Genomic DNA, 23,859 nt, shown 5'->3' on the forward strand with positions numbered 1-23,859 from the left:
TACTTTATGCCGAAGCGGGCAAAGCAGAAGTTCTGAAAGAAAGCGCTTTGCGATCCCGTCAACGCCGAAAGCAGTGGGCTGTTCATCGCGCTCACGATCGTCCAGTCCTCAGTTCGCCGTGACGATCTCGTGGCGCGGCTTGCGACGAACGAACTCGGCATTTTTCTGCCTGGCGCCACGATCGAGGACGCCCGCGACATCGGTACCCGCGTCCGCACGCGCCTCTCCGAAGCTACCTTTAGCGCCGACGGCGCGCCGCTTTCTGTCGCCATCCGCCTCGGTGGTATCTCCTTCGACGGCCCGGCCGACTTCAACCAACTCCGCCAGCTCGCCGACCAAATGGCCTTCGAGCGCGGCGACGAGGACGATGACATCCCGATCAGCGTGCTGGCGGCCGCATGAGGCTGGCACCCCCGCAGCCGCGGCAGCGGCGGCAACTCCAAATGCTGCCAGGAGTATCTGACCAGGCCTGACAGTTTCAAACTTATCGGCGGCCGAACGCGCGTCATGAGCCTGCCCGGCTGTAAGCTTCAGTCTGATTGGGCGGCCATCGGCATCGACGAGGGCGTGGATTTTGGTTGTCAGTCCACCACGCGAGCGACCCATGCAACCGGATCTCTCGTCTGTTTTTGACCGTTGGCCGCATGCTGGTGAACGCGGATCGAAGAGCTGTCGATCATCTGGATATCGCCATCGTAAGCTTCTGATATTGCGTTGAGAATACGTGCCCAATGTCCCGCATGGCGCCATCGGTTGAAGCGGTTTACACAAGTCGTATAGGGTCCATACCGAACAGGAATGTCCGCCCAAGGCGCACCCGTTCTCAGTCGCCAGAGAATACCATTCAGCACCCGTCGGTCATCAACGCGCGCCTTGCCACGAACCTTGGTCGGAAGGAGAGGCTCAATTACCGACCATTCGAAATCCGTCAAATCAAAGGGCGCCATCACTAATGTCCAACCATCAGAAACAGTGAAGCACAAACTATATTCAAATCTAAAACTATTTTATGGGTATGTGATCTAGCCCGCGTGGACTTCAAAATCTTCTAAATTTGCGCCGCCATCAATTTTATCTTTCAGCCACTGAGGCATTCGACCTCTGCCGCGCCATGAATTTCCTTTGTCGTCTTTATAGATAGCCTTTGAGCTAGGCACTTCTCTTGCGGCCTTCCCTAAGCCTGCTTTGGATAGCTTATCAAGCTCGTTCAGCTCGGCGAGAAGTTGCGACCTGCGTGTCGAGATGATCTTGTTTCGAGCCGTGACTGCATCAGCAATGATTTCATTCAATTCTTTTAGCGAGGCCTTGGAAAAATCAATTTTCATCTAAACCGTTCATTTCGTTAATGTGTTTCCACCTGTTGCGTCGATTGCCTCAAGCAACGTAATGCAATTAAAGCGTATCCGAGCGCTTTACGAGTGCCATTCTCTATAGGACCATTTGCGCCTAATGTAGAGTCTTTTTGGCGCTGTTATTGGTTAAACTTATTCGAATGAAAGACACCAAGCTTGAGACGCTTAAGGAGCGTTGGAAATCCGCGCGGATATCAGCGGACCGCCACGTCCCCGAATTGAGCCGCCGCAGGTTGCACCCCAACTTTGGCCAGCGAGACAACCAGGCGCTTGGTTTTTGGTCCTAAGAGCCCGGCCGAGAGTAGTTAAAGAGAGCATTTCCGGCAGGGGTGCAAATACTCAATGACCCCCGGCCTCAAACAGAACTACGATGCAGTTATTGATTTTCGCACGTAGGAGCATCGACTCCTTATGAAATGCGAGCCTGCGCACCCCCGACATCATCCCGAGCGATGCACCTATAGGCAAGGAGTGTCTTTAGTGCTATTTTTCGCACATTAAGCGACGCCGTTATACCAATTGCGGCGTAGTAGTTCTTTTGCAGTTATTTTTTTGAAGCGAGAAGAGCGTGACGGAAACAGAAAAGCGTAAGCTTGCCCAACTCATCATGATGAAGCTCCTGCTGATTTTCGGTGGATTAACTGCGTTCGCGGCAGTCGCTCTTTCAACAATAAACTGAGAGTCAAAAAGCATTTTTTGGGCGAGAACTGGATCGCTCGATACCTATGCAAGACGTCAATCTTCATTGATTGCCGGTCATTCGCCGAAGATCGAGGGCGTCACCGGTCGGCGTCTTCGGCGCTTCAAACAAAATTACGCGCGATTGTGGTGGACCGTTCAGAAGGGTGGTTAACCACAGGCAAAGGCTGGCTGAATTATGGACATCACACGCATGAGATTGACGGAGTTCCATTGAGTTCGCGCTACTCTGGGACGAGCTGACCGAACGGCCGTGAGTTAACTCGCGTGATGGGCCATAACTTCATGTGCGGCCCCAATTTCTCAGTTGGGCGTCGTTGCGATTGGATGCATCATCTCTCGGCCTTGAACGTGCGGCCGAGATCCGGCCCGATGCCGAAATAATGTCGAAACACGTAAATCAGCGGGCTCCATCTGCTGGTATCGATATGATGGGTGCCGGCGACGACGATATCCTTGTGCGCGTGGACACGAAGAACCTTCGCCTCGATGATGGAGAAGCCTTCGGCACGCTCCGAGGGCCAATCCCCGCCGGGAGGATACGCCGCCACCACCTCCGCCTCGAATTGGATCGGACATTCAACGATGCGCGGAGGCCGCACGAGGTCGGCTGTCTGCGGCGTAAAGCCGCCCACGTCGAATTTATCGGCCTCGAAACGATAGCCGATCTTTTCCTTATGCGGGGGAACGGGATCGCGGCCGGTCGTCGGTGCGATCGCCTCGACCTTAGTCCACAGCTCCGGTGACGGGAAATTCAGCACCAGTTGGCGCTCGCGCAGGAGATTTTCTCGCCCTTTGCTGGTCGATGTCAGGCCAAGGACGATACGATCATATAAAGCCCAAACCGAGGACATCGGCGAGATATTCGTCGTGCCATCAGGGTTGAGGCTCGTAATCAGCACGACGGGAGTGCCGACATAAAGCACGCTGGGCTTGATTTCGATATGCTCGCGGTCGCCATCGGCCGCGCGGGATTCGGCTGTCTTCGTCAACATTGCAACTCTCCTTTGAGGGTTTCAGTGTAACCGACATGGAGTCTCAAATAGTTCGGCCGTGACCGAACTATTTCCTGACGACGGGCGCGCCAGCCTCATTCCTCAGGCGACGGCGCTACGATCATCGTATCTTCAGCCATAAGCATCCGCCCATCCTGCGCCCGCAGTTCCAGCCGCCGCACCGGCAGCTTTGTCGCTCTGTCGACCAGCATCACATGCGGCTCATTGGGCTCGAAAAAGAAATCCTCGCCCCATTGGCGAAGCGCGACCAGCAGAGGAAACAAGCCCTGCCCCTTCTGTGTAAGCACATATTCTTGATAAGGGCTACCGTCGGAGGCCGGCACGGTAGCCATGATGCCGTGCGCGACGAGATTGCGCAGCCGGGCCGAGAGGATGTTCTTAGCAAGCCCGAGGCTCTTCTGAAATTCGCCGAACCGCCGCAGTCCATCGAAGGCATCGCGGATGATCAGCAGCGACCACCAGTCGCCGATCGCATCCAGTGGCCGCGCCACCCCGCACATCGAATCCTTATGACTCACTCTCTTGGCCATGCCACCCTGCCCTCGCCTATTTTCATGTCTGCCGTCACGACCGCGATCAGGCGTCTGATGAGGAGTTCAATGTATTGGTTGCAAAATAAAACCGCAAGAGATAATGGGATTAAGGTTTCAAATTAAAACCACCTTGGAGAACCACTGTGATTCCTGCCAATGAAACATTCGCCGGTACATTCCCCTTCGCGCCGCATTTCACCGAGGCACCTGGCTTCCAGATGCATTATGTCGACGAGGGACCTCGCGACGGCGAGACCATCCTCTGCCTGCATGGCGAGCCGACCTGGGGCTATCTGTTTCGCCATCTCATCTCGACACTGAGCCGCACGCACCGCGTCGTCGTTCCCGACCAAATGGGGTTTGGCAAAAGCGAAACGCCGGCCGTCCGTAGCTATTGGCTGCAGGATCATATCGCCAATCTGGAGACCTTCGTGCTTGCGCTCGACCTCACAGACATCACGCTCGTCATGCATGATTTCGGCGGCCCGGTCGGCATGGGCTTTGCCGCTCGTCATCCTCACAGGATTCGCCGCATCATCTCGGCTAATGGACCAACGTCCTTCGGCCAGGCCGATGTTATCGATCGGGCGGTGGCGAACGCCGCCGTATCGCCGTGGTTTCAATGGATCATCAAGGCCGAGGCCGACGGCACGCTGGAGCCGGTGCTCAACAATCTCGGCTACAACATTCTCAGCACGCTCAAGCTCAATGGCTTCGAAAACAATGCCATCATCAACGGCACCTGGCTCGAAGCCTATGGCACTCCTTTTGCCACCGCGGCCGAGTGCCTTGGCGCGCTCGGCTGGGCCAAGGGCTTTGCGAGCGGTGCCCACCAGTTCGAGATACCCGATCCGGCCGCCGAGCGCATCATCCGCAGCAAACCGGCGCTCGCCATCTGGGGCGAGGCGGACCGGACGCTGCATGGCGAGCATTTCCTGCCGCTCTTTACCGCCCTCTTCCCGTCGGCGCCAATCAAGCACCTTCCAGGCGTGGGCCATTATTGCTTCGAAGATGCGCCGGAGACGATCTCAGGTCTGATCGCGGATTTCCTGCAGCGGACATGAGGCCATCAGGTCAAAGCAATCGCAACCGAAAACGAGAGAGCGGGAAACCTTCCCGCTTGCACTTCGTCGATCTTGCCTCTTCCTTGCCCATGGCGCGTCCAGACAGGACACAAAACCCAACAATTGACACCTTAACTAGATACCTATCCAATTGGCATTCTCGGTGTTTGCGACGCCGTTCCACGTGGTTATTCACCAAGCTTTTGAGGCAAATGACCACACGATCGCAAGCCATTGTCACGACAGCCGAGGACCGCCCGCGCGACGGATGAAACGATCCCGTCAACGGCTCCATCTCCTCGTACACGCTGCTCGTCAGCGGCATCATCCGCAACCGAAGCATCAGCGCCGCATCGTCGACGCGCCCCTCAATTTCGAGGATACCGGATTAGCCCGTAGGGAGCTATTTTTTCGGGCGGAGCAAACTGACGGTAGATATGAATGTATCGCCGTGACGATGAAGCCCAATAGCTGCTTGAGACGTTACTGTTCACGCTAAATGTGATCGTCGACCATGAGGAACACCGGCACCGGATCACCCAAGGCTTTCTGGATGCGAAGCAATTGATAGCCACGAAGTATAGGGGCGAACCCAGTGCTCAACCGGCCGTAGAGGCATGCCTTAGAGAGTTCGCTACCCTCAAGGATGCGAATGATTTTGCCGCAGCCGGGTGGATGATGGCTGCGATCCGGGAGCGGTTGACCGGGCAGGACCTGCCGGAGTTGGAAAAGCTCGAAAAGCTTGCATACGAGGCGATGTCATTCCTGCCCGTAAAGAAGCACCGTATTCAGTAGCGTGGCCGCCGACCTCATATCCAATGCGCCTTAGCGGGAAAGAAAAGATATAGGGATGCACCTATATGGCGAAATCACGCTCTAGACATTCGCGTAGCTTTAAGAATTAATTCGATCGGCGGGGCCACGAAGGGATGATGGACGCGATGGACGAAGATCTTCATAATATTGAACCAGAATGGAAAAGTGCCTTGGCAATTGTTGCTCTGGTGCTTGCCTGTATATTTCTGATTGCTGGTCCCTTTTGGCTCTGACGCGCCATGTCACCCGCTTATCCATGACTTTGGGTTTCGCGCCCGCATGACAGTGAGATGCGGAGCTTTAATACCCCCTGAAGAATTCGGCGTGCAGGATAATTGCGCGAAACTGGTGCCTCCCTATCAAAATTTCGTTTGAAGCGCCCTAAAATCTCTCTTTTTAAAAGAGAAGACCACAGAATTTGGAATCGTGCTCAGGGTGGCTCGGCTGTATTATCGTTTAGACCAACAGACCGGATGTAAATCTCGGATATGAGATTTGAATTCCTCGAATCACAAATGTCGAGGTGTCCCGGATCTACACCTATGCTGCAGTCCCCCAGTGCAAAGGGCCCGGCCGAAGGCGGACCGAACGAGGGTATCGGCCGGGTCCTCTGAACCGCCGCTTTCGCAAAAAAAGCCCGATGTTAAGTCGGGCTAAGCTTGGTGGGAAAGTATCAAACTGTATCGCCTATCAAGGCTATAATGGTCTGAAATGAATGCCCTGCCCGGTGGGGCCAGGCAGGGCGGCTACGTGGCACTGTTGCGCGAGTCGGGGCCGAACTGGAGTTCAGTAACCTGCGCAGAGTTAAAGTATCACCCTGTAGTGGCTTTGTGAATAGGAGAATAGTCTCAGCATAAAGACAGTACCCCTCACATTACGGCTCGTCAGGTAGAAATATAGCTTGCATATTAATACGAGCGTTACCTCTTGTGCCACCGTCTGATAGATACATTTGGATAAAGAGAGTTTGATGGGTCGCGATAGCATTGCTTCCGAGTGCCTTGACGCGCTCGACTGGGGTCAAAGGCTTTGATCGGCGCCCATCAATTCGAAAGATCAGATTCGGCCGACGAGCGCATCATCAGTAGCACGCCGGCGCTCCCTATTTGAGGCAAGGCAGACAGGGCGCTGTATGCGGAGCATTTCCTCCCGCTCCTTTCCGCCCTTTTCACGCCGGCGCCCATCGAGCGCCTCCTACGGCCGTTATTGCTTCGAAGATGCCCCAGAAACCACCTCGAGCCTGATTGCGGTCTTCCTGCGGTGGAGCTGGGCGGCACGATCTCAAAAGTCGAAACTAAAGAGCCGAGGGCCATCCGCTCCGGCCGGCAATGCCGTATCGGCACAGCCTCTTTCATCATGGCGGATCTCGCCCAACTACAAGCCGACGATCGGAACTTGGCAGCGGCCGATTGACATTCCGTATCGTTGTGACACCGTTCCGCGTGATTGCCGACCCACCGTACCGAGGTAAAATGACAAAGCGATCGCAAGCCGTTATCACCACAGCCGACGAACGCCCGCGCGACGGATGGAACGATCCCGTCCACGGCTCCATCTCCTGGCACACACTGCTCAGCAGCGACATCACCCCCACCGACAGCATGAGCGCCGGCATAGCCGAACTAGCCCCCGGCGGCGAACTCAAGCCGCATCGCCACGACCCAGCGGAAATCTACTTCATCTTCGAAGGAACCGGCATCGTCCGGATCGACGGTCAGGAAACAACGGTCAAATCAGGCACAACCGTTTTCATCCCCGGCAGCGCCGAACATGGCATCCGCAACGAATCGTCAGCCAATTTGAAGTTCTTCTACGTCTTCCCGACGGGGTCGTTTGCCGACGTGGTTTATCGATTTCCGGAGAATCGAGACACGCCTGGCTGACTTTCAGCAGATCACCGTGATCGACAGCGGTCTGAAACAAAGGGCGAAATGGCGGAGAGGATGCCAAGAATTATCCCGGCAGATTCTCATCACTCAGATACCTTTAAAAATAGGGCAATTAGCGGCTCATTGATGTAGTAATTGTTGCGCCCACTCTGGTGTTTGCTCAAAATTCCGGCATCGGCGAGCGCATCGAGATAGCGAGCCGCCGTCTGGCGCGTAACATTCAGCTCTTTCTGCACGTAATCGATCCGCGTGTAAGGATGCCGGAATAAGTTGTTGAGCAGATCCTGCGAGTAGATTTTCGGAAATTCCGTTCGGAGTCGCTTTTTTGCTGTCACCATCTGCTGGCGAATATTCTCGACCAGGTCCAGCGTCGTTTTAGCGGTCTCATCGACCGCTCGCAGCATGTAGATAAGCCAATCCTTCCATTCACCGGTATCGCGCACATGTTGCAGCAGGCGATAATACTCACCCTTCGAGTTGTTTATGGCGCGGCTGAGATAGAGAATGGGAATTTCGAGGAGACCCACTCGTGTAAGGTAGAGAACGTTCAGGATACGCCCTATGCGGCCATTGCCATCCGGGAACGGATGAATGCTTTCGAATTGATGGTGGATCAATGCCATTGTGATAAGCGGGTCGAGCGTTGAGAGCGCATCATCATTTACGAAACGCTCAAGCCCGCTCATTGCTAGGTTAATGTCGCGCTGGTCCTGGGGAGGCACATAGACGATCTCACCCGAGTGATCGTTTCGGAGCGCTGTGCCTGGCGTCTGGCGAAAACCATCCGTGCGCCGTTTGAGAAGCTGAAACATACCGATGATAGTCGCATTCGTAATCAGACCTTCGGTTTGCCGAAGATTGTCAAAGCCGAATTTGAGGGCATCTCGATACAGAGCAACTTCTTTTGCTGCAGGAGACTCCAATCCCTCTGGAAACAGGTCCGCCTGAAACAATTCGTCCTGGGTGGTGAGGATGTTTTCGATCTCCGAGCTTGCTTTTGCCTCTTGCAATGCAAGCGTGTCGATCAGAATTCCCTGATTGGGTATTGCCGCGGCTCGCCCCTTCAACTCAGCGAGTGATCTGTTCGCGGCGGCGAGTGCCTTGAAAACTTCGATGGTTTCTAAGCCATGAAGCGATGTCAGATCAGGAAGCTGATAGGATGGATTTAACATGTGCGACTCGATATGTTAAAAAAACCCTATTTCTTTAACATATCCGTCGCAATCTGTTAAATCTGCCTCTATGGTTGCCCATGCGAGTCAATCCAAGATCTGAGTTGAATGCGAGAAAGAGATTCTATGTGTTTCCGACGGGATCGTTTGCGGAGGTAGTCTATCGGTTTCCGGGGAGTTGAGGCGTTTTAGGCTATTGCGGCTGCTTGTTCAGTTCACTTGAAAGTGACGGGTAGCGAAAGCCAAAATGGCGGAGAGGGTGGGATTTGAACCCACGATACCCTTGCAGGTATGCCGCATTTCGAGTGCGGTGCATTCGACCACTCTGCCACCTCTCCGGTTATGCTGGTCGGCGCGTTTCTCAGCGCGGGGGCTACATAGCGACAGAAGAGAGGGATGGCAAGGGCGAATATGAAAGCTTTATGATCCTTTTGCCTTGACAGATCAGGAGCGCTTATATATCCCGTGCGACGCAATAGGTGTGGATAAGTCCGCCCCTTGCCCGCCCTGCTTCGTGCAGGGTTTCACCGGCAGAACTTTTTGAAGGCTCAAGCCTTTGGAATCCCTGCTAAGTTTCGACTGATAAAAAGACGGCCGCTCGCCCTCGAAGCGAGAGAGCCGGAACGAACATGAAAGGATAAAAAATGTTCGCAGTCATCAAGACCGGCGGTAAGCAGTACCGTGTGGCAGCCAACGACGTGCTGACCATCGAGAAGCTCGAAGTCACCGCCGGCGACACCGTAGAATTCACCGAAGTCCTCGTTATCGGCGAAGGCGCCGACGCTGCGATTGGTGCTCCCTTCGTCAAGGGCGCTTCCGTCAAGGCCGAAGTGGTCGAGCACAACCGCGGCAAGAAGGTCATCGCCTTCAAGAAGCGCCGTCGTCAGAACTCGAAGCGTTCGCGCGGCCATCGCCAGCATCACACTGTTGTCCGCATCACGGACATCGTGGCTGCCAAGTAAGTAACGGGATCAAGGTTTAAAGGAGAACTCCAATGGCACACAAAAAAGCTGGCGGTTCCTCGCGCAACGGTCGCGATTCCGAATCCAAGCGCCTTGGCGTGAAGAAGTTCGGCGGCGAAGCCGTCATCGCAGGCAACATTATCGTGCGTCAGCGCGGCACGCAGTGGCACCCGGGTTCCAACGTTGGCCTCGGCAAGGATCACACGATTTTTGCGCTTACGGCGGGCAACGTGAACTACCGTACGAAGGCCAATGGCCGCGTGTACGTGTCTGTAATGCCGAAAGCGGAAGCAGCGGAATAAGCCGGTAGCGCTCTAAAACAGCCGGCGTCTCATCGACCCGGCTGACCGCATCAGGTTCAGTCCAGAAAACAGGGGAGATGGGGCGCCATCTCCCCTTTTTCTTACCCTCAACCAAGGAGGACTGAACCATGCAAGGCGAATTGTTAAGGGAAGACCAATCGAGGTCTCCCGAAGAACGGCTGAGGCCGGAGCGGTTAAGGACCGATTGCCCTGTCTTACTGTCGGAAAGGCTCGTTCTGCGCGCGCCCCACGAAGAAGACATCGACGCCCTTGCCCATCTCGCCAACAACGCCCATGTCGCCACAATGGTATCGCGTATGCCGCACCCGTATACGACCGCCGATGCCGCCGATTTCGTGCGACGCACGAAGCTTGGCGAGATTGGCAAGTGCGTCTATGCGATTACCAAAGCCGACAACGGCGCCTTTCTCGGTTGCTGCGGGGTCGAACCCACGGGCGACCCGAACACGGTCGAGATCGGTTACTGGCTGGGCGAGCCCTATTGGAACCAGGGCTATACGACGGAAGCGGCCCATGCCCTCATCGACATGGTCTTCCGCACGCGTGAGAATGTGGCGCAAATCGATGCCCGTTGCCGGGTAACGAACGTCGCATCGAGGCGCGTCGTGCAGAAGTGCGGCTTCCAGTTCCAGGGATCCGGCCTTGCTGCGTCGCTGGCGCTCGGCAGCACCGTGCCGGTCGAATGGTACCGGCTCGACCGCAAGACCTGGATCTCGCTGCGCAGCTGGGGAGGCATGAGATGAACGCTCTCACCCTCACCCGCCGCGATACCCGGATTCTGACGCCCGGGCCAACGCCGGTCATCCAGACCGGCCGACTGACGCTGCGCCCGCACCGGCTCAGCGACGCCGATATGATTGCGGAATCGCTTTCGGATTTCGCCGTCACCCGCATGCTGGCCCGCGTTCCCGCGCCCTATGACCGGCAGGATGCGCTCGACTGGCTGGTCGAGCACACCTCCGGCCTCGGTGTCGATTGGGAGCTCGCCATCACCGAGCGGGATGACGCCCATATCGGCTGCGTCGGCATCGAGCTTCGCCACGGCCGCTGGCACCTCGGTTATTGGCTGAACCGCTTCTACTGGCGGCAAGGCATCATGACCGAAGCGGTCAAGGCTGCGCTCGAACGTTTTGCCCGCCGCATGCCCGAAGTCGCCGTTTATTCTGGCGTCTTCGCCGACAATCCGGCGTCGCTCAAGCTGCAGCAGAAGCTCGGCTTCGAGATTATCGGCTGCTCGGAGATCTACAGCTTTGCCCGCACCACCATGGTTCCGCATATCGAAACCGTGCTGAAGCCGGGCGCGCTGCGGCTCTCGCAGGCGGCCTAAGCCATGAGAATAGGCCATCGCCGGCCCGTCCGGCGATGGCTGTCATATCAATCATGCAGTTCCGCCCCTTTATGGCGCTGGAGCCGCACGATATTCTTTGACCTCAGCCCGAAGCGCCTATATCGAAGGCGACATGACGGGCAAACGCCGCTCGATGTTTCTTTTAGATGCAGAAGGAGCGGCAGACATTGAAAAGAGCGCATAGGCTTTTGTGAATCCCATTCGATCCGAGGGGATATGCGCCGACACCGGGTGACGGACGTAAGATGAAATTTCTCGATGAAGCAAAGGTTTATATTCGCTCAGGCGATGGTGGCGCGGGCAGCGTCTCCTTCCGTCGCGAGAAGTTCATCGAGTTCGGCGGCCCGGATGGCGGCGATGGCGGCCGCGGCGGCGATGTCTGGGTCGAGGCCGTTAACGGCCTGAATACACTGATCGATTTCCGCTACCAACAGCACTTCAAGGCGAAGGTGGGCATGCATGGCATGGGCAAGAACCGCGCCGGCGCCAAGGGCGACGACGTGACGCTGAAAGTGCCCGTAGGAACGCAGATCTTCGAAGAAGACCAGGAAACGCTGATATGCGATTTGACGGAAGAAGGCCAGCGCTTCCGGCTGGCCGCAGGTGGCAATGGTGGCTTCGGTAATGCCTATTTCAAATCCTCGGTCAATCAGGCGCCGGACTGGGCCAATCCCGGTCTTCCGGGCGAAGAAAAGACCATCTGGCTGCGGCTGAAACTCATCGCCGATGCCGGCCTCGTCGGCCTGCCGAATGCCGGAAAATCGACGTTTCTCGCAGCCGTCAGCCGCGCGCGGCCGAAGATCGCCAATTATCCCTTCACGACGCTGCACCCCAATCTTGGCGTTGCCACCATCGACGGCCAGGAATTCATTCTGGCGGATATTCCCGGCCTGATCGAAGGCGCCCATGAGGGCGTCGGCATCGGCGACCGCTTCCTCGGCCATGTCGAGCGCACGCGCGTGCTGTTGCATCTGGTCTCCGCCCAGGAAGAAAAGGTCGGCAACGCCTACAAGACCGTGAAGCACGAGCTGGAAGCCTACGGCAACGACATCACGGACAAGCCGGAGATCGTTGCCCTCTCGCAGATCGACGTGCTGGACGATGAAACGCTGAAGAAGAAGACGCGCGAGCTGGCGCGGGCCTGCGGCAAGACGCCCTTCCAGATTTCCGCTGCCACCGGGCGCGGCATGACGGAAGTGCTGCGCGCCCTGCGCGACGTCATCGTCGAAGCCAATGCCGGCGAAGCGGACAAGCCGGCGAAAACGCCGAAGCTGCGGCATCGCGACATGCAGTCCGCCGATGATGTCGGCGCTGACGACGAGGACAATCAGGGATGACTGCCCGCAAGCCGCTCGATCGCTACCGCCGCATCGTCATCAAGATCGGCTCTGCCCTTCTCGTCGATCGCAAGACCGGCTTGAAGAAATCCTGGCTCGACGGCATGTGCGCGGATATCGCCGCATTGAAGGCCAAGGGCATCGATGTTCTGGTCGTCTCCTCGGGCGCGATCGCGCTCGGCCGCTCCGTGCTCGACCTGCCCTCCGGTGCGCTGAAGCTAGAGGAAAGCCAGGCGGCAGCGGCCGTCGGCCAGATTTCGCTGGCTCGTGCCTGGTCGGAAAGCCTGTCGCATGACAATATCGTTGCCGGCCAGATCCTACTGACCCTCGGCGACACGGAAGAGCGGCGGCGCTATCTCAATGCGCGCGCTACCATCAACCAGCTCCTGAAAATCGGCGCGGTGCCGATCATCAACGAGAACGATACGGTCGCGACCAGCGAAATCCGCTATGGTGACAATGATCGCCTCGCCGCCCGCGTCGCCACCATGACCGGCGCCGACCTTCTCGTGCTGCTGTCTGACATCGACGGGCTCTATACCGCCCCGCCGCATCTCGATCCGCAGGCGAAATTCCTCGATACGATCGCGGAGATCACGCCTGAGATCGAAGCCATGGCCGGCGGTGCCGCCTCGGAGCTGTCGCGCGGCGGCATGCGCACGAAAATCGATGCCGGCAAGATAGCGACCGGAGCCGGCTGCGCCATGATTATTGCTTCCGGCAAGACCGACCGGCCGCTGAATGCGATCGAGAGCGGCGCCCGCTCCTCCTGGTTCGCGCCGTCGGGAACGCCCGTCACCGCCCGCAAGACCTGGATTGCCGGGCAGCTGCAGCCGGCCGGCGAATTGCATGTCGATGATGGCGCCGTTACCGCGCTTGGCGCCGGCAAGAGCCTGCTGCCGGCCGGCGTGCGCCGCGTCGTCGGCCATTTCGGCCGCGGCGACACTGTTGCCGTCGTCGGCCCCTCCGGCCGTGAGATCGCCCGCGGCCTTGTCAGCTATGATGCCGAGGAGGCCCGCCAGATCACCGGCCGCAAATCGGCGGAGATCGAGGCGATCCTCGGCTATGCCGGCCGCGCCGCCATGGTGCATCGCGACGATCTGGTGATGACGGCATCCGTCAAGACGAAGGCCGACAAATCGAAGAAGGATGAAGCTCATGCTTGATACTGTCGCACAAAGCCCCGACATCGACGCGCTGATGAACGATATCGGCCGCAAGGCCCGGGCTGCGTCGCGACCGTTGGCCTTCGCGTCGACTGACAGCAAGAACAAGGCCCTGAATGCCATGGCGGATGCCATTCTGGCCCGCAAGGATCATATCCTCGCTGAAAACGCCAAGGACCTGAAAGACGTCGAAGGCACCGATATGCTCGCCTCCTTCGTCGATCGCCTTACGCTGAACGACAAGCGTGTCGCCGAAATGGCCGAAGGCATTCGCGCCATCGCCGCTCTGCCCGATCCCGTCGGCGAAGTCATCGCCGCCTGGGATCGTCCGAACGGCCTGAAGATCGAGCGCGTCCGCACGCCGCTTGGCGTCATCGGCGTCATCTTCGAAAGCCGGCCGAACGTGACGGCCGATGCCGGCGCGCTTTGCCTGAAGGCCGGCAATGCCGTGATCCTGCGCTGCGGCAGCGATTCGCGCCGCTCCTCGCAGGCGATCCATGAGTGCCTGGTCGAGGGATTGAAGGCCGCCGGCCTGCCGGAACATGCCATCCAGCTCGTGCCCGTCAGCGATCGCGTCGCCGTCGGCGCCATGCTGCGCGGCCTCGAAGGCAATATCGATGTTATCGTGCCGCGCGGCGGCAAGAGCCTCGTCGCCCGCGTGCAGACCGAGGCGCGCGTGCCGGTCTTTGCCCATCTCGAAGGCCTCTGCCACATCTATATCGATGCCTCGGCCGATCTCGACATGGCGAAATCCATCGTCGTCAACGCCAAGATGCGCCGCACCGGCATCTGCGGCGCCGCCGAAACGCTGCTGGTTGACAAGAAAGTCGCTTCCACCCATCTGAAGCCGCTGCTTGACGGACTTGCCGAGGCAGGCTGCGAAATCCGTGGCTCCGCCGATGTCCTGCAGCTCGTTCCCGGCCTCAAAGCAGCAACGGAAGAGGATTGGACGACCGAATATCTCGCGGCCATCATCTCGGTCGCCCTGGTCGACGGCATTTCCGGGGCAATCGGCCATATCGGCAAATATTCGTCGAACCATACCGAAGCCGTGATTGCCGAAGACCCTGATGTTGTCGAGCGCTTCTTCACCGAGATCGATTCGGCGATCCTACTGCACAATGCCTCAACGCAATTTGCCGATGGCGGCGAATTCGGCATGGGTGCGGAAATCGGCATCGCCACCGGCAAGATGCATGCGCGCGGGCCTGTCGGCGTTGAGCAGCTCACCTCCTTCAAATATCGCGTTCGCGGCACCGGACAGATACGGCCCTGACGTGCTGAAAGAAGAGGTTGATCAACGCTATCTGCGCATGCCCCATGCCGAGCGCGGCATGGTGGTCGGTCTTTTTGGCGGCTCGTTCAACCCGCCGCATCGCGGTCATGCGCTGGTCGCCGAGATCGCCATTCGCCGGCTTGGCCTCGATCAGCTCTGGTGGATGGTAACACCGGGCAATCCGCTAAAGAGCCGCAATCATCTGGCGCCGCTTGCCGAGCGCATCGCGCTGAGCGAGCAGATCCTCCACAATCCGCGTATCAAGGTGACAGCGTTCGAGCAGACGCTGGGCATGAGCTATACCGCCAATACGCTGGCCTACGTGAAGGCACGCAACCGCCAGGTCCATTTCATCTGGATCATGGGCGCCGACAGTCTGAATACGTTCCATCGCTGGCAGAAATGGCAGGAAATCGCGCAAACCTTCCCGATCGCCGTCATTGACCGGCCGGGATCGACGCTCTCCTATCTCTCGGCCAAGATGGCAAAAACCTTCCATTATGCCCGCGTGGATGAAGATGACGCCCGCGTGCTCTGGAAGAAGCGTGCGCCGGCCTGGACCTTTATCCATGGACCGCGTTCGGCGCTGAGCTCGACCGCCTTGCGCGCCGCTCAATAATTCCGCCAATTTTTCGGGCCTGAAAAATAAAAAGCCCGACGCGGGAGGAGGTGCGTCGGGCTTTTGAACCTGATCAGCAACTGGGAGGAGGAGAGTTGCTGATCCATATCGAACGGCATTGGGAGGAGGAGATCGCCGTTTCGATGATTATGTTTTACCAGATTCTACCGATTGATAAATGGGCGATTGCGCAATGCAGCAATGCATATGATGCATGACTATGAAAATTTTCTGCCCAAAAAACGCTTCTTTTGCGAAGTTCTCGCCATTTGATTTTCAGTATCGGGCTTAATTCGGCGAAAGAATGGCGCAAGATCCCACGGTTCGTAACGTTACGTCGTACTTCGTGAGCGTTCGCCAATCCACTGAGCAAATTCAGTCATGCATTTTTGTAATGCCCAAAGCCGCTCATATGCGCTGCGTCGCGGAAAATCCATAAAATTCGTAGGTTTACGCGATCATTTCGCGATATATTTTTGCAAATACATCCCTAGTCAAGTCTCGCGTGTCGTTATATCTCTCAAAATATGTCGACATCTTTGGAGAGAATTAGGATGACCACCAGCCGACGCCAATGGATCAAGCTCGCAACCGCCGCGGTATCAGCCGCATGGCTCGGCCTTTCGGTCATTCCGGCACCGGCCCTCGCCGCCGACAAGATCGTCGTCTTTGCCGCCGCCAGCATGAAGAACGCGCTCGACAACGCCGATGCCGCCTTCACCAAGGAAACCGGCAAGGAGGTCACTGTCTCCTACGCGGCGAGCGGACCGCTTGCAAAGCAGCTTGAAAATGGCGCGCCGGCCGATGTTTTCATCTCCGCCGACACGAACTGGATGGATTATGTCGCCGGCAAGAAGCTGATCAAGGACGATAGCCGCATCAACCTGCTGGGTAACAAGCTCGTTCTCGTCGCCGCCAAGGACAAGGCGAAGCCGGTCGAGATCAAACAGGGCTTCGATCTTGCTAACCTGCTTGGCGACGGCCGCTTGGCGATCGGCCAGCCGGAATCGGTACCAGCGGGCAAATACGGCAAGACGGCGCTGGAAAAGCTCAGCGTCTGGGCTTCAGTCGAAAAGAAGGTCGCTGGCGCCGAAAGCGTGCGTGCCGCCCTTGCGCTCGTTTCGCGCGGCGAAGCGCCTTACGGCATCGTCTATCAGACCGATGTCTCGGCCGATCCTGGCGTTGCCGTCGTCGGCACCTTCCCCGCCGACAGCCACCCGCCGATCGTCTACCCCATCGCCATCACCAGCAACAGCAAGAACCCGGATGTACAAGCCTATTTCGACTTTCTGAAATCGGCTAAAGCTGTTCCGTTCTTCGAGCATGAGGGCTTCACGATCCTGAAGCAGTGAGCGTCATCACCGCAAGTCAGGTATGAAAAGTTCAAGCCCTCAGGCTCGCTGCCTCGTGGCGAGCCTGAGATGTTTTAAGGGGCGGATATTTGGAAGCGTTGGGTCTGAGCAGCGACGAATGGACTGCAATAGAGCTGAGCCTGCGCGTCTCCATTGTCGCCATGCTGGTCAGCCTACCCTTCGGCATTGTCGCTGCCCTCCTGCTCGCGCGCGGCCGGTTCTGGGGTAAATCGGTCCTCAATGGCGTCATCCATCTGCCGCTGATCCTGCCGCCCGTCGTCACCGGCTTCATCCTCCTGATCCTCTTCGGCCGAAAGGGCCCGATCGGATCTTTACTTGATCAATATCTCGGCCTCGTCTTCTCCTTCCGCTGGACTGGGGCAGCACTTGCCTGCGGCGTCATGGGTTTCCCGTTGATGGTCAGAAGCATCCGCCTGTCGATCGAAGCCGTCGACCGCAAGCTGGAGGAAGCCGCCGGCACGCTGGGCGCCAGCCCCATCTGGACCTTTCTGACGATCACGCTGCCCTTGATCCTGCCCGGGATCATCGCCGGCATGATCCTCTCCTTCGCCAAGGCCATGGGCGAATTCGGCGCCACCATCACCTTCGTCTCCAACATTCCCGGCGAGACCCAGACGCTGTCTTCGGCGATCTACACCTTCACGCAGGTTCCAGGCGGCGATGCCGGCGCCATGCGGCTGACCATCATCGCCATCGTCATTTCCATGGCGGCGCTGCTCGCCTCGGAATTCCTCGCCTATCTCGCAGGCCGCAGGGTGGATTTCGAATGACGCTTTCAGTCGATATCCGCCACCGCCTCGGCGCCTTTTCCCTGGAAGCCGCATTCACGTCCGATGGCGGCGTGACGGCCCTTTTCGGCCGCTCCGGCTCCGGCAAGACGTCGATCGTCCGTATCATTGCCGGCCTGACACGCCCTGATTACGGCAGCGTCAGCCTGGACGATACGGTGCTCGCGGACACCGACAGACAAATCTTCGTGCCGCGTCACCGCCGCCGCTTCGGCTATGTCTTTCAGGAAGCGCGCCTGTTTCCGCATCTATCCGTGCGGCAGAACCTCAATTACGGCCGCTGGTTCGCTCCGAAGAACGAGCGCAGCGAAAGCTTCGATGGTGTCGTCGATCTCCTCGGCATCGGCGCACTGCTCGACCGGCGCCCGGCAAAGCTCTCGGGCGGCGAAAAGCAGCGCGTCGCGATCGGGCGCGCCCTGCTCTCCTCTCCACGGCTCCTGCTGATGGACGAACCGCTGGCAGCACTCGACGAGGCCCGCAAGGCGGAAATCCTTCCCTATCTCGAGCGGCTTCGCGACGAGACCAATATACCGATCATTTATGTCAGCCATTCGATCTCCGAAGTGGCGCGCCTCGCCAACCGTGTCGTCGTCATGCGCGACGGCAAGGTCGAGGCGATCGGCGCCGCCGTCGACATCTTCAGCCAGCTCTCAGGCCCACTGGCGGAAGACCGACGCGAAGCTGGTGTGCTGCTGGAAGGCCGCGTCGAAGCGATCGACGATAACAATCATCTCACCGTCGTCGCCCTGAAGGCGGCAAGATTGATCGTGCCGGGACAGGTAGCCGCGGTCGGCAAGACGGTGCGTGTCCATATTCCCGCCCGTGACGTCATGCTGGCGACGACGCGGCCGGAGGGTCTCAGCGCCCTCAATATCCTCGGCGGCGAAGTGCTGGGAATCGGCACGGCGGCTGACGGGACGGCTGAGATCAGGGTCGATTGCGGCGGCGACATCGTCACTGCCCGCATCACGCAATTCTCAGCCGAACGGCTGGGGCTGCGCATCGGGCTGCCGGTCCATGCGGTCATCAAGACCGTGGCGCTCGAACATTAGTCAGGATTTTTTCGAAGAAGCGTCCGCCAAGCTGCGATTGGCTTCGAGCCAGTCCAGGTCATCGGCTATTGCCGCGCGCAGCGTCGTTTCCATGCCGCGGAACCGCCGCAGCAACTCCTCGCCAAACGGCGTCAGGGCGGCGCCGCCACCCTTTTGGCCGCCGCGTTGCGATTCGACGACCGGTTCGCGGAACATGTGATTAAGTTCGCTGATAAGCAGCCAGGCCCGGCGATAGGACATGTCCATGGCGCGGCCGGCGGCCGAGATCGAGCCGGTCTCCTGAATATGCTCGAGAAGCTCCATCTTGCCGCGCCCAAGCCGATCCTGCCCCGAAAAGCTGATGCGGAGAATGGGCTTCAATGATGACTGCGGAGCGTCGGTCATGGCACCTGTAACGGTTTGGTCTCAATGGTTTATAGGCGGCTTTCGCGCGCCTGTACATGCCGGGGAGAATGGACGGAAGACGGTAGCGGCCTATCTGATTTCCAATACAACGGCGCACTTCCAAACAGGAGTGCCGCGAGTTCTTCATCGTCGCACGAATGGGAAAAACAATGTCGGCTTATATCATCTCCGATGTCACGGTAAGCGATGCCGAGGCCTTCCAGATCTACCGGACCCGCGCAGCCGCCTCCATAACCCGGTATGGAGGGCATTATCTTGTCCGCGGCGGCCCGATCGAAAAGCTGGAAGGCGACTGGTCGCCGCAGGCAATCGTGATCGTCGAGTTTCCCGACATCGAGCGAGCCAGAGCCTGGTATCGCTCACCGGAATATGCCCATGCCCTTGAAGTTCGCGACCAAGCGCTCAGCCGCAACCTCATTCTTGTCGACGGAGTGACCCCGGAAAGCTGATTTTTGGCATCTGCCGCGTATGTTCACCCATATCTGGTGCAAAAGAGCCCCGTTCAGACGCAAATCCTTGTCCCGAACGGCCGAAGTTACAGGCCTGCGTCTTGAAACCTTAATGCTTTGATGCCTATCTTTATAAGGTGATCGACTCAGATCACTCACGTGCATGTTCTGTTACTCAAGGAAGGAAGAGCACTGACAACAGTACACGCCAAGGGAAGAACGCCTGTCGTTATCCCGAAGAGCTCGGAACGTGGCGCCGATGCCGCTGCCCGCGCCCTGCAAGCCGTCCTCGCAAGCCTCGAGGATTCCAAGGCCGAAAATATCGTCACCATCGACATTGCTGGCAAGTCTGCGCTGGGAGACTACATGGTCGTCGTCTCCGGCCGATCGAACCGCCATGTCCTGGCGATTGCCGACCATCTCATGACCGATCTCAAGGACGAGGGCTTCGGCAATGCCCGCGTCGAGGGTCTCGATGGCGGCGACTGGGTGTTGATCGACACCGGCGACATCATCGTTCATGTCTTCCGACCCGAGATCCGCGAGTTCTACAACATCGAAAAGATGTGGGCAGCACCCGATCTCGATGAAGGCACGCTGCACTAGCGGTGCTACCGCATTTCCGGGAAAACTGCGTAGCGGTTTTCCGCCCGGAATGCGGAAGGATCCAAGGGCGCCTTCCCGGCCCCCCTGTGCAGGTTTAGATCGCCGGAGATGAACCTCCGGCAAGAGTTTCGTTCTGTGCCGCCATGACGGCGGATTTGCGTGGGAGCGGGAATGCGGATAGGTCTTTTTGCGGTGGGACGGCTGAAAGCCGGCCCGGAAAAGGATCTTGCGGCTCGCTATCTCGACCGTTTCGCCAAGGCCGGACCAGCCATCGGCCTGGAAATGGCGCGCATGACCGAGGTTGCCGAAAGCCGCGCATCCAATAGCGAGACCCGCAAGCGTGAAGAAGCGAGCCTCTTGCAAAAGGCGCATCCCGAAGGCGGTGTCCTCATTCTTCTCGATGAGCGCGGCAAGGCGCTCGACAGTGAAGCCTTCGCCGGCATGCTCGGAACATACCGCGATCAGGGCAAGCGCGACCTGACGATCGCCATCGGCGGTGCTGACGGCCTCGACCCCGCCCTCTACGACAAGGCCGACATGACCATTTGCCTGGGCAAGCTGACCTGGCCGCACCAGCTGGTGCGCATCCTGATTGCCGAACAGCTCTACCGAGCCGTGACCATCCTCTCCGGACACCCCTACCATCGGGTGTGATTGCTCCATCCGTTTTGAAAACAGTTTGGCTTTCGCCGTTTTTGCGTTAACGAAACGCTCACACAGGCGTGTTTTGATTCCCGCCCTGAAAATGACGATGCTTCCTGGATGATCGCGGCAAATCAGCTTATTTTCGCGCGATCCGAAGGGACCAGGCCGAACCGACTGGATGAGAAAAGCCCCGCCCATGCTTTCGCGTATCGTGCTGCCAGCTTTGGCGGCAATACTCGGCGTGGGCGCCTATATGGCAGGCCCTTTCTCCCGGGAGGACGTCGCCATCGCGCAGGAAGCGGATGCCATCGCGCCGCAAGCGCCTGACGATCGCCCTTCCGCGACGGCATCGGCATCTGCACAGGAAATCCCTGACCCGGCAGCAGACCTTGCGCGTAAGCGCGATGAGACGCGCGCGCAGCTCGATGCGCTTTCCAAGACGATCAGCCTCTCGTCCGGTAAGACGAAGGAACTGGAAGACAGCATCGCCTCTCTCGACAAGAGCACCGAAAGCCTACGTCAGGCGCTGATCGACAGTGCAGCCCGTCGCAAGGACCTGGATCGCAAGATCCAGCAGAGCGAGAAGACGCTGACGAACCTCGCCGTCAGGCAAGACAAGATCCGCGCCTCACTGCACGAGCGCCGCGCGCTGCTGGCCGAGGTTCTCGGCGCGCTGGAGCGCATGGGACGCAATCCGCCGCCGGCTTTGCTGGTAACGCCGGACGATGCGCTCGCATCGGTGCGCAGCGCCATTCTTCTCGGCGCCGTCGTGCCCGGAATGCGCAAAGAGACGGACAAGCTCATCGCCGATCTGACCGATCTCAGCAAGTTGCAGGCCGATACCGCCGCCGAAAAGGCGAGCTTCACCACCACCATGACCAACAGTCTGGAGGAGGAGCGGCGTATGGATCTGCTGATTGCGGAGAATGATAAGCACAGCAAGGAAAACGCCACCCAGCTCGAGGCGGAGCGCAAGCGCGCGGAGGAGCTGGCAGGTCAGGCAACCAGCTTGGAAGGGCTCGTCGCCTCGCTGGAAAGCCAGATCGGCTCGGTGCGGGACGCTGCCGCAGCTGCCCGCGCGGAAGAGGCGCGCCGCGCGCAAATGACCGAACAGCAGCGCGAGCAGGCGAAAGCCCTCGCCGAGAGCGGTGTGCCCGATAAAAACCGCATTACGCCCGCATATGCATTTTCAGACCTGAAGAAAAAGTTGGAGCTGCCCGTGGCGGGCGATATTCTCCGCCAGTTCGGCGACGACGATGGCACCGGCCACACCGCGATGGGACTGACCGTCGCGACCGGCCCGGAAGCACTGGTCACGGCTCCCGCCGACGGCACGGTCGTCTACGCCGGCGCGTTTCGCAGCTACGGACAGATGATCATCCTGGACACGGGCGACGGCTATCACATGGTGCTGTCGGGCATGGACGCGATTAAGACGCGCCCTGGCAGATTCGTCTTCGCTGGCGAACCGCTTGCCACCATGGGCCAAAAAAGAGTCGCGAGCGCGACTGCATTGGCGCTGGAAACGGATCGGCCAACGCTTTACATTGAATTCCGAAAAGATGGAAAACCAGTCGATTCTCGGCCCTGGTGGACCTCCAAAGACACTGGAAAGGCACGCAATGATACGTAGGGCTTCTCTTGTTCTCGTCGGCGCATTGATGGGTGCGACCGCGATGGGCGTTATCTACTCGGCGGTAGCGCCGGCGGAAGCCGCTGGCACTTCCACCTATAAGGAATTGTCGATTTTCGGCGATGTCTTTGAGCGCGTGCGCGCGCAGTATGTGACCCCTCCCCAGGAAGACAAGCTCGTCGAAGCCGCCATCAACGGCATGCTGTCTTCACTGGACCCGCATTCGAGCTACATGAACGCCAAGGACGCGGAAGATATGCGCACCCAGACCAAGGGTGAGTTCGGCGGTCTCGGCATCGAAGTGACGATGGACAACGATCTCGTCAAGGTCATCACCCCGATCGACGATACGCCGGCTGCCAAGGCCGGTGTCCTTGCCGGCGACTATATCACCGCCATCGACGGCCAGTCCGTCCGCGGCCTGAAGCTGGAAGATGCCGTCGAGAAGATGCGCGGCCCGGTCAAGACGCCGATCAAGCTTACCCTGATGCGCAAGGGCGTCGACAAGCCGATCGAGCTCACCGTCATCCGTGATGTCATCGCCGTTGCCGCCGTCAAGTCGCGCGAGGAAGGTGGCGATGTCGGTTATATCCGCATCATCTCCTTCACCGAAAAGACCACGCCGGATCTCGAAGCCGCGATCGCCAAGATCAAGAAGGATATCCCGGCCGACAAGCTGAAGGGCTACGTCCTCGACCTGCGCCTCAACCCGGGCGGCCTGCTCGACCAGGCGATCAACGTTGCCGACGACGTGCTTGAGCGCGGCGAGATCGTTTCGACCCGCGGCCGCAATCCGGACGAGACCCGCCGCTTTAACGCCACCCCGGGCGATCTGACCGACGGCAAGCCGATCATCGTGCTCATCAACGGCGGTTCGGCCTCGGCTTCGGAAATCGTCGCCGGCGCGCTGCAGGATCTGCGCCGCGCCACCGTGCTCGGTACCCAGTCCTTCGGCAAGGGCTCCGTGCAGACGATCATTCCGCTCGGTGACGGCAACGGGGCCCTGCGCCTGACGACAGCGCTCTACTACACGCCGTCGGGCCGTTCGATCCAGGGCACGGGCATTACCCCCGATGTCAAGGTCGACCAGCCACTTCCCGACGATCTGAAGGGCAAGCTGACGACGGAAGGCGAATCCAGCCTGCCGGGCCACATCAAGGGCCAGAGCGAGACCGACAAGGGCTCCGGCTCTTCGGCCTACGTGCCGCCGGACCCGAAGGACGATATCCAGCTCAACTACGCACTCGACCTGCTGCGTGGCGCGAAGACCGATCCGGCCTTCCCGCCGAACCCCGAAAAGGCGGTTTCCTCCAAGTAAGGATTGGCGCCGGGCTGG

General features: G+C 58.8%; 24 protein-coding genes, 1 tRNA gene and 2 pseudogenes. 20 read left to right on the forward strand and 7 right to left on the reverse strand.

Going from position 1 to position 23,859, the window contains the following annotated elements; translation table 11 throughout:
• The first annotated feature begins 96 nt into the window (after positions 1-96).
• Entirely contained in the window at positions 97-402 is a 306-nt protein-coding gene (locus FBZ99_RS27845; RefSeq protein ID WP_442966521.1) for a diguanylate cyclase domain-containing protein, read from the forward strand.
• 12 nt (positions 403-414) lie between these two features.
• Here FBZ99_RS27845 and FBZ99_RS27850 read toward each other — a convergent pair.
• The 4 genes and pseudogenes from FBZ99_RS27850 to FBZ99_RS27865 form a co-directional block, all read right to left on the reverse strand.
• Positions 415-947: pseudogene (locus FBZ99_RS27850) on the reverse strand (IS5 family transposase); the annotation flags it as partial.
• Between the two features lie 75 nt (positions 948-1,022).
• The gene (locus FBZ99_RS27855) at positions 1,023-1,325 is read right to left on the reverse strand and encodes an H-NS histone family protein (protein ID WP_113366496.1); all 303 of its coding nucleotides are present in this window, start codon (positions 1,323-1,325) and stop codon (positions 1,023-1,025) included.
• 1,058 nt (positions 1,326-2,383) lie between these two features.
• Positions 2,384-3,046: a flavin reductase family protein gene (locus FBZ99_RS27860; RefSeq protein ID WP_145636138.1), complete on the reverse strand. Its 663-nt coding sequence runs from the start codon at positions 3,044-3,046 to the stop codon at positions 2,384-2,386.
• A 95-nt stretch (positions 3,047-3,141) separates the two neighbouring features.
• Entirely contained in the window at positions 3,142-3,597 is a 456-nt protein-coding gene (locus FBZ99_RS27865) for a winged helix-turn-helix transcriptional regulator (RefSeq protein ID WP_113420549.1), read from the reverse strand.
• 146 nt (positions 3,598-3,743) lie between these two features.
• Here FBZ99_RS27865 and FBZ99_RS27870 point away from each other — a divergent pair, with 146 nt between their 5' ends.
• The 3 genes from FBZ99_RS27870 (at position 3,744) to FBZ99_RS27880 (ending at position 7,363) form a co-directional block, all read left to right on the forward strand.
• Positions 3,744-4,664, forward strand: a complete 921-nt coding sequence (locus FBZ99_RS27870) for an alpha/beta fold hydrolase (protein WP_145636141.1) — start codon at positions 3,744-3,746, stop codon at positions 4,662-4,664.
• Between the two features lie 501 nt (positions 4,665-5,165).
• Positions 5,166-5,459, forward strand: a complete 294-nt coding sequence (locus FBZ99_RS27875) for a hypothetical protein (protein ID WP_145636143.1) — start codon at positions 5,166-5,168, stop codon at positions 5,457-5,459.
• A gap of 1,493 nt (positions 5,460-6,952) precedes the next feature.
• Positions 6,953-7,363, forward strand: coding sequence for a cupin domain-containing protein (locus FBZ99_RS27880; protein ID WP_113366491.1), 411 nt, complete (start codon positions 6,953-6,955; stop codon positions 7,361-7,363).
• Positions 7,364-7,452: 89 nt separating this feature from the next.
• Here the strand turns inward: FBZ99_RS27880 and FBZ99_RS27885 are convergent, their stop codons facing one another.
• Entirely contained in the window at positions 7,453-8,541 is a 1,089-nt protein-coding gene (locus FBZ99_RS27885) for a Fic family protein (RefSeq protein ID WP_145636145.1), read from the reverse strand.
• A gap of 248 nt (positions 8,542-8,789) precedes the next feature.
• Positions 8,790-8,879 (reverse strand) — tRNA-Ser (locus FBZ99_RS27895).
• A gap of 306 nt (positions 8,880-9,185) precedes the next feature.
• On the opposite strand from FBZ99_RS27895, the gene rplU reads away from it, so the two are divergent.
• The 11 genes from rplU to modC all read left to right on the forward strand — a co-directional run bounded on the left by rplU (position 9,186) and on the right by modC (position 18,785).
• Positions 9,186-9,503 carry a 50S ribosomal protein L21 gene (rplU, locus tag FBZ99_RS27900; protein ID WP_028753733.1) on the forward strand — a complete coding sequence of 106 codons (318 nt, stop codon included), beginning with the start codon at positions 9,186-9,188 and terminating at the stop codon, positions 9,501-9,503.
• Positions 9,504-9,535: 32 nt separating this feature from the next.
• A complete protein-coding gene (rpmA, locus tag FBZ99_RS27905; RefSeq protein WP_004127267.1) occupies positions 9,536-9,805 on the forward strand; it encodes a 50S ribosomal protein L27 in 270 nt (89 codons plus the stop codon).
• 128 nt (positions 9,806-9,933) lie between these two features.
• On the forward strand, positions 9,934-10,569 hold the full coding sequence (locus FBZ99_RS27910; RefSeq protein ID WP_113352816.1) for a GNAT family N-acetyltransferase: 636 nt from the start codon (positions 9,934-9,936) through the stop codon (positions 10,567-10,569).
• On the forward strand, positions 10,566-11,153 hold the full coding sequence (locus FBZ99_RS27915) for a GNAT family N-acetyltransferase (RefSeq protein WP_145636147.1): 588 nt from the start codon (positions 10,566-10,568) through the stop codon (positions 11,151-11,153). The genes FBZ99_RS27910 and FBZ99_RS27915 overlap by 4 nt, the downstream gene beginning before the upstream one ends.
• A 266-nt stretch (positions 11,154-11,419) precedes the next feature.
• On the forward strand, positions 11,420-12,511 hold the full coding sequence (gene obgE, locus FBZ99_RS27920) for a GTPase ObgE (RefSeq protein WP_113352817.1): 1,092 nt from the start codon (positions 11,420-11,422) through the stop codon (positions 12,509-12,511).
• Positions 12,508-13,677, forward strand: coding sequence for a glutamate 5-kinase (gene proB, locus FBZ99_RS27925; RefSeq protein WP_145636150.1), 1,170 nt, complete (start codon positions 12,508-12,510; stop codon positions 13,675-13,677). Before obgE ends, proB begins: the two co-directional genes overlap by 4 nt.
• Positions 13,670-14,953 (forward strand): glutamate-5-semialdehyde dehydrogenase, encoded by a 1,284-nt coding sequence (locus tag FBZ99_RS27930; RefSeq protein ID WP_145636153.1) that lies wholly within the window; start codon positions 13,670-13,672, stop codon positions 14,951-14,953. The genes proB and FBZ99_RS27930 overlap by 8 nt, the downstream gene beginning before the upstream one ends.
• A gap of 37 nt (positions 14,954-14,990) precedes the next feature.
• Positions 14,991-15,572 (forward strand): nicotinate-nucleotide adenylyltransferase, encoded by a 582-nt coding sequence (locus FBZ99_RS27935; RefSeq protein WP_229002124.1) that lies wholly within the window; start codon positions 14,991-14,993, stop codon positions 15,570-15,572.
• 554 nt (positions 15,573-16,126) lie between these two features.
• Positions 16,127-16,924, forward strand: a complete 798-nt coding sequence (modA, locus tag FBZ99_RS27940) for a molybdate ABC transporter substrate-binding protein (RefSeq protein ID WP_145636155.1) — start codon at positions 16,127-16,129, stop codon at positions 16,922-16,924.
• Positions 16,925-17,013: 89 nt separating this feature from the next.
• Complete coding sequence (gene modB / locus FBZ99_RS27945; RefSeq protein ID WP_145636158.1) at positions 17,014-17,715, forward strand: molybdate ABC transporter permease subunit; 702 nt, start codon at positions 17,014-17,016, stop codon at positions 17,713-17,715.
• Positions 17,712-18,785, forward strand: coding sequence for a molybdenum ABC transporter ATP-binding protein (gene modC, locus FBZ99_RS27950; protein ID WP_145636160.1), 1,074 nt, complete (start codon positions 17,712-17,714; stop codon positions 18,783-18,785). The genes modB and modC overlap by 4 nt, the downstream gene beginning before the upstream one ends.
• On the opposite strand, the gene FBZ99_RS27955 is transcribed toward modC, so the two are convergent.
• On the reverse strand, positions 18,786-19,169 hold the full coding sequence (locus FBZ99_RS27955) for a winged helix-turn-helix domain-containing protein (RefSeq protein ID WP_113333472.1): 384 nt from the start codon (positions 19,167-19,169) through the stop codon (positions 18,786-18,788).
• Between the two features lie 170 nt (positions 19,170-19,339).
• Between FBZ99_RS27955 and FBZ99_RS27960 the strand changes: the two genes are divergently transcribed.
• The 5 genes and pseudogenes from FBZ99_RS27960 to FBZ99_RS27980 all read left to right on the forward strand — a co-directional run bounded on the left by FBZ99_RS27960 (position 19,340) and on the right by FBZ99_RS27980 (position 23,841).
• Positions 19,340-19,639 (forward strand): DUF1330 domain-containing protein, encoded by a 300-nt coding sequence (locus FBZ99_RS27960; RefSeq protein WP_095433357.1) that lies wholly within the window; start codon positions 19,340-19,342, stop codon positions 19,637-19,639.
• Between the two features lie 163 nt (positions 19,640-19,802).
• Positions 19,803-20,245 (forward strand): annotated as a pseudogene (gene rsfS, locus FBZ99_RS27965) (ribosome silencing factor).
• Between the two features lie 171 nt (positions 20,246-20,416).
• Positions 20,417-20,899 (forward strand): 23S rRNA (pseudouridine(1915)-N(3))-methyltransferase RlmH, encoded by a 483-nt coding sequence (gene rlmH, locus FBZ99_RS27970; protein WP_113352824.1) that lies wholly within the window; start codon positions 20,417-20,419, stop codon positions 20,897-20,899.
• A 187-nt stretch (positions 20,900-21,086) separates the two neighbouring features.
• Complete coding sequence (locus FBZ99_RS27975) at positions 21,087-22,523, forward strand: murein hydrolase activator EnvC family protein (protein ID WP_233788775.1); 1,437 nt, start codon at positions 21,087-21,089, stop codon at positions 22,521-22,523.
• On the forward strand, positions 22,513-23,841 hold the full coding sequence (locus FBZ99_RS27980) for a S41 family peptidase (RefSeq protein WP_113333468.1): 1,329 nt from the start codon (positions 22,513-22,515) through the stop codon (positions 23,839-23,841). Before FBZ99_RS27975 ends, FBZ99_RS27980 begins: the two co-directional genes overlap by 11 nt.
• Positions 23,842-23,859 lie beyond the last annotated feature (18 nt).

Origin of the sequence: Rhizobium sp. ERR 1071 (assembly GCF_007828675.1) — a bacterium.
GTDB classification, from domain to species: domain Bacteria; phylum Pseudomonadota; class Alphaproteobacteria; order Rhizobiales; family Rhizobiaceae; genus Rhizobium; species Rhizobium dioscoreae.

Excerpts from the sequence above, each read along its gene's own strand:
- rlmH (WP_113352824.1), top strand. The coding sequence starts at position 20,417 with ATGCGGATAGGTCTTTTTGCGGTGGGACGGCTGAAAGCCGGCCCGGAA.
- FBZ99_RS27865 (WP_113420549.1), bottom strand. The coding sequence starts at position 3,597 with ATGGCCAAGAGAGTGAGTCATAAGGATTCGATGTGCGGGGTGGCGCGG.
- FBZ99_RS27935 (WP_229002124.1), top strand. The coding sequence starts at position 14,991 with ATGCCCCATGCCGAGCGCGGCATGGTGGTCGGTCTTTTTGGCGGCTCG.
- FBZ99_RS27955 (WP_113333472.1), bottom strand. The coding sequence starts at position 19,169 with ATGACCGACGCTCCGCAGTCATCATTGAAGCCCATTCTCCGCATCAGC.
- FBZ99_RS27860 (WP_145636138.1), bottom strand. The coding sequence starts at position 3,046 with ATGTTGACGAAGACAGCCGAATCCCGCGCGGCCGATGGCGACCGCGAG.
- FBZ99_RS27975 (WP_233788775.1), top strand. The coding sequence starts at position 21,087 with ATGCTTTCGCGTATCGTGCTGCCAGCTTTGGCGGCAATACTCGGCGTG.
- proB (WP_145636150.1), top strand. The coding sequence starts at position 12,508 with ATGACTGCCCGCAAGCCGCTCGATCGCTACCGCCGCATCGTCATCAAG.
- rpmA (WP_004127267.1), top strand. The coding sequence starts at position 9,536 with ATGGCACACAAAAAAGCTGGCGGTTCCTCGCGCAACGGTCGCGATTCC.
- FBZ99_RS27885 (WP_145636145.1), bottom strand. The coding sequence starts at position 8,541 with ATGTTAAATCCATCCTATCAGCTTCCTGATCTGACATCGCTTCATGGC.
- FBZ99_RS27980 (WP_113333468.1), top strand. The coding sequence starts at position 22,513 with ATGATACGTAGGGCTTCTCTTGTTCTCGTCGGCGCATTGATGGGTGCG.
- obgE (WP_113352817.1), top strand. The coding sequence starts at position 11,420 with ATGAAATTTCTCGATGAAGCAAAGGTTTATATTCGCTCAGGCGATGGT.
- FBZ99_RS27880 (WP_113366491.1), top strand. The coding sequence starts at position 6,953 with ATGACAAAGCGATCGCAAGCCGTTATCACCACAGCCGACGAACGCCCG.
- FBZ99_RS27930 (WP_145636153.1), top strand. The coding sequence starts at position 13,670 with ATGCTTGATACTGTCGCACAAAGCCCCGACATCGACGCGCTGATGAAC.
- FBZ99_RS27960 (WP_095433357.1), top strand. The coding sequence starts at position 19,340 with ATGTCGGCTTATATCATCTCCGATGTCACGGTAAGCGATGCCGAGGCC.
- FBZ99_RS27915 (WP_145636147.1), top strand. The coding sequence starts at position 10,566 with ATGAACGCTCTCACCCTCACCCGCCGCGATACCCGGATTCTGACGCCC.
- modA (WP_145636155.1), top strand. The coding sequence starts at position 16,127 with ATGACCACCAGCCGACGCCAATGGATCAAGCTCGCAACCGCCGCGGTA.
- FBZ99_RS27910 (WP_113352816.1), top strand. The coding sequence starts at position 9,934 with ATGCAAGGCGAATTGTTAAGGGAAGACCAATCGAGGTCTCCCGAAGAA.
- modC (WP_145636160.1), top strand. The coding sequence starts at position 17,712 with ATGACGCTTTCAGTCGATATCCGCCACCGCCTCGGCGCCTTTTCCCTG.
- rplU (WP_028753733.1), top strand. The coding sequence starts at position 9,186 with ATGTTCGCAGTCATCAAGACCGGCGGTAAGCAGTACCGTGTGGCAGCC.
- FBZ99_RS27855 (WP_113366496.1), bottom strand. The coding sequence starts at position 1,325 with ATGAAAATTGATTTTTCCAAGGCCTCGCTAAAAGAATTGAATGAAATC.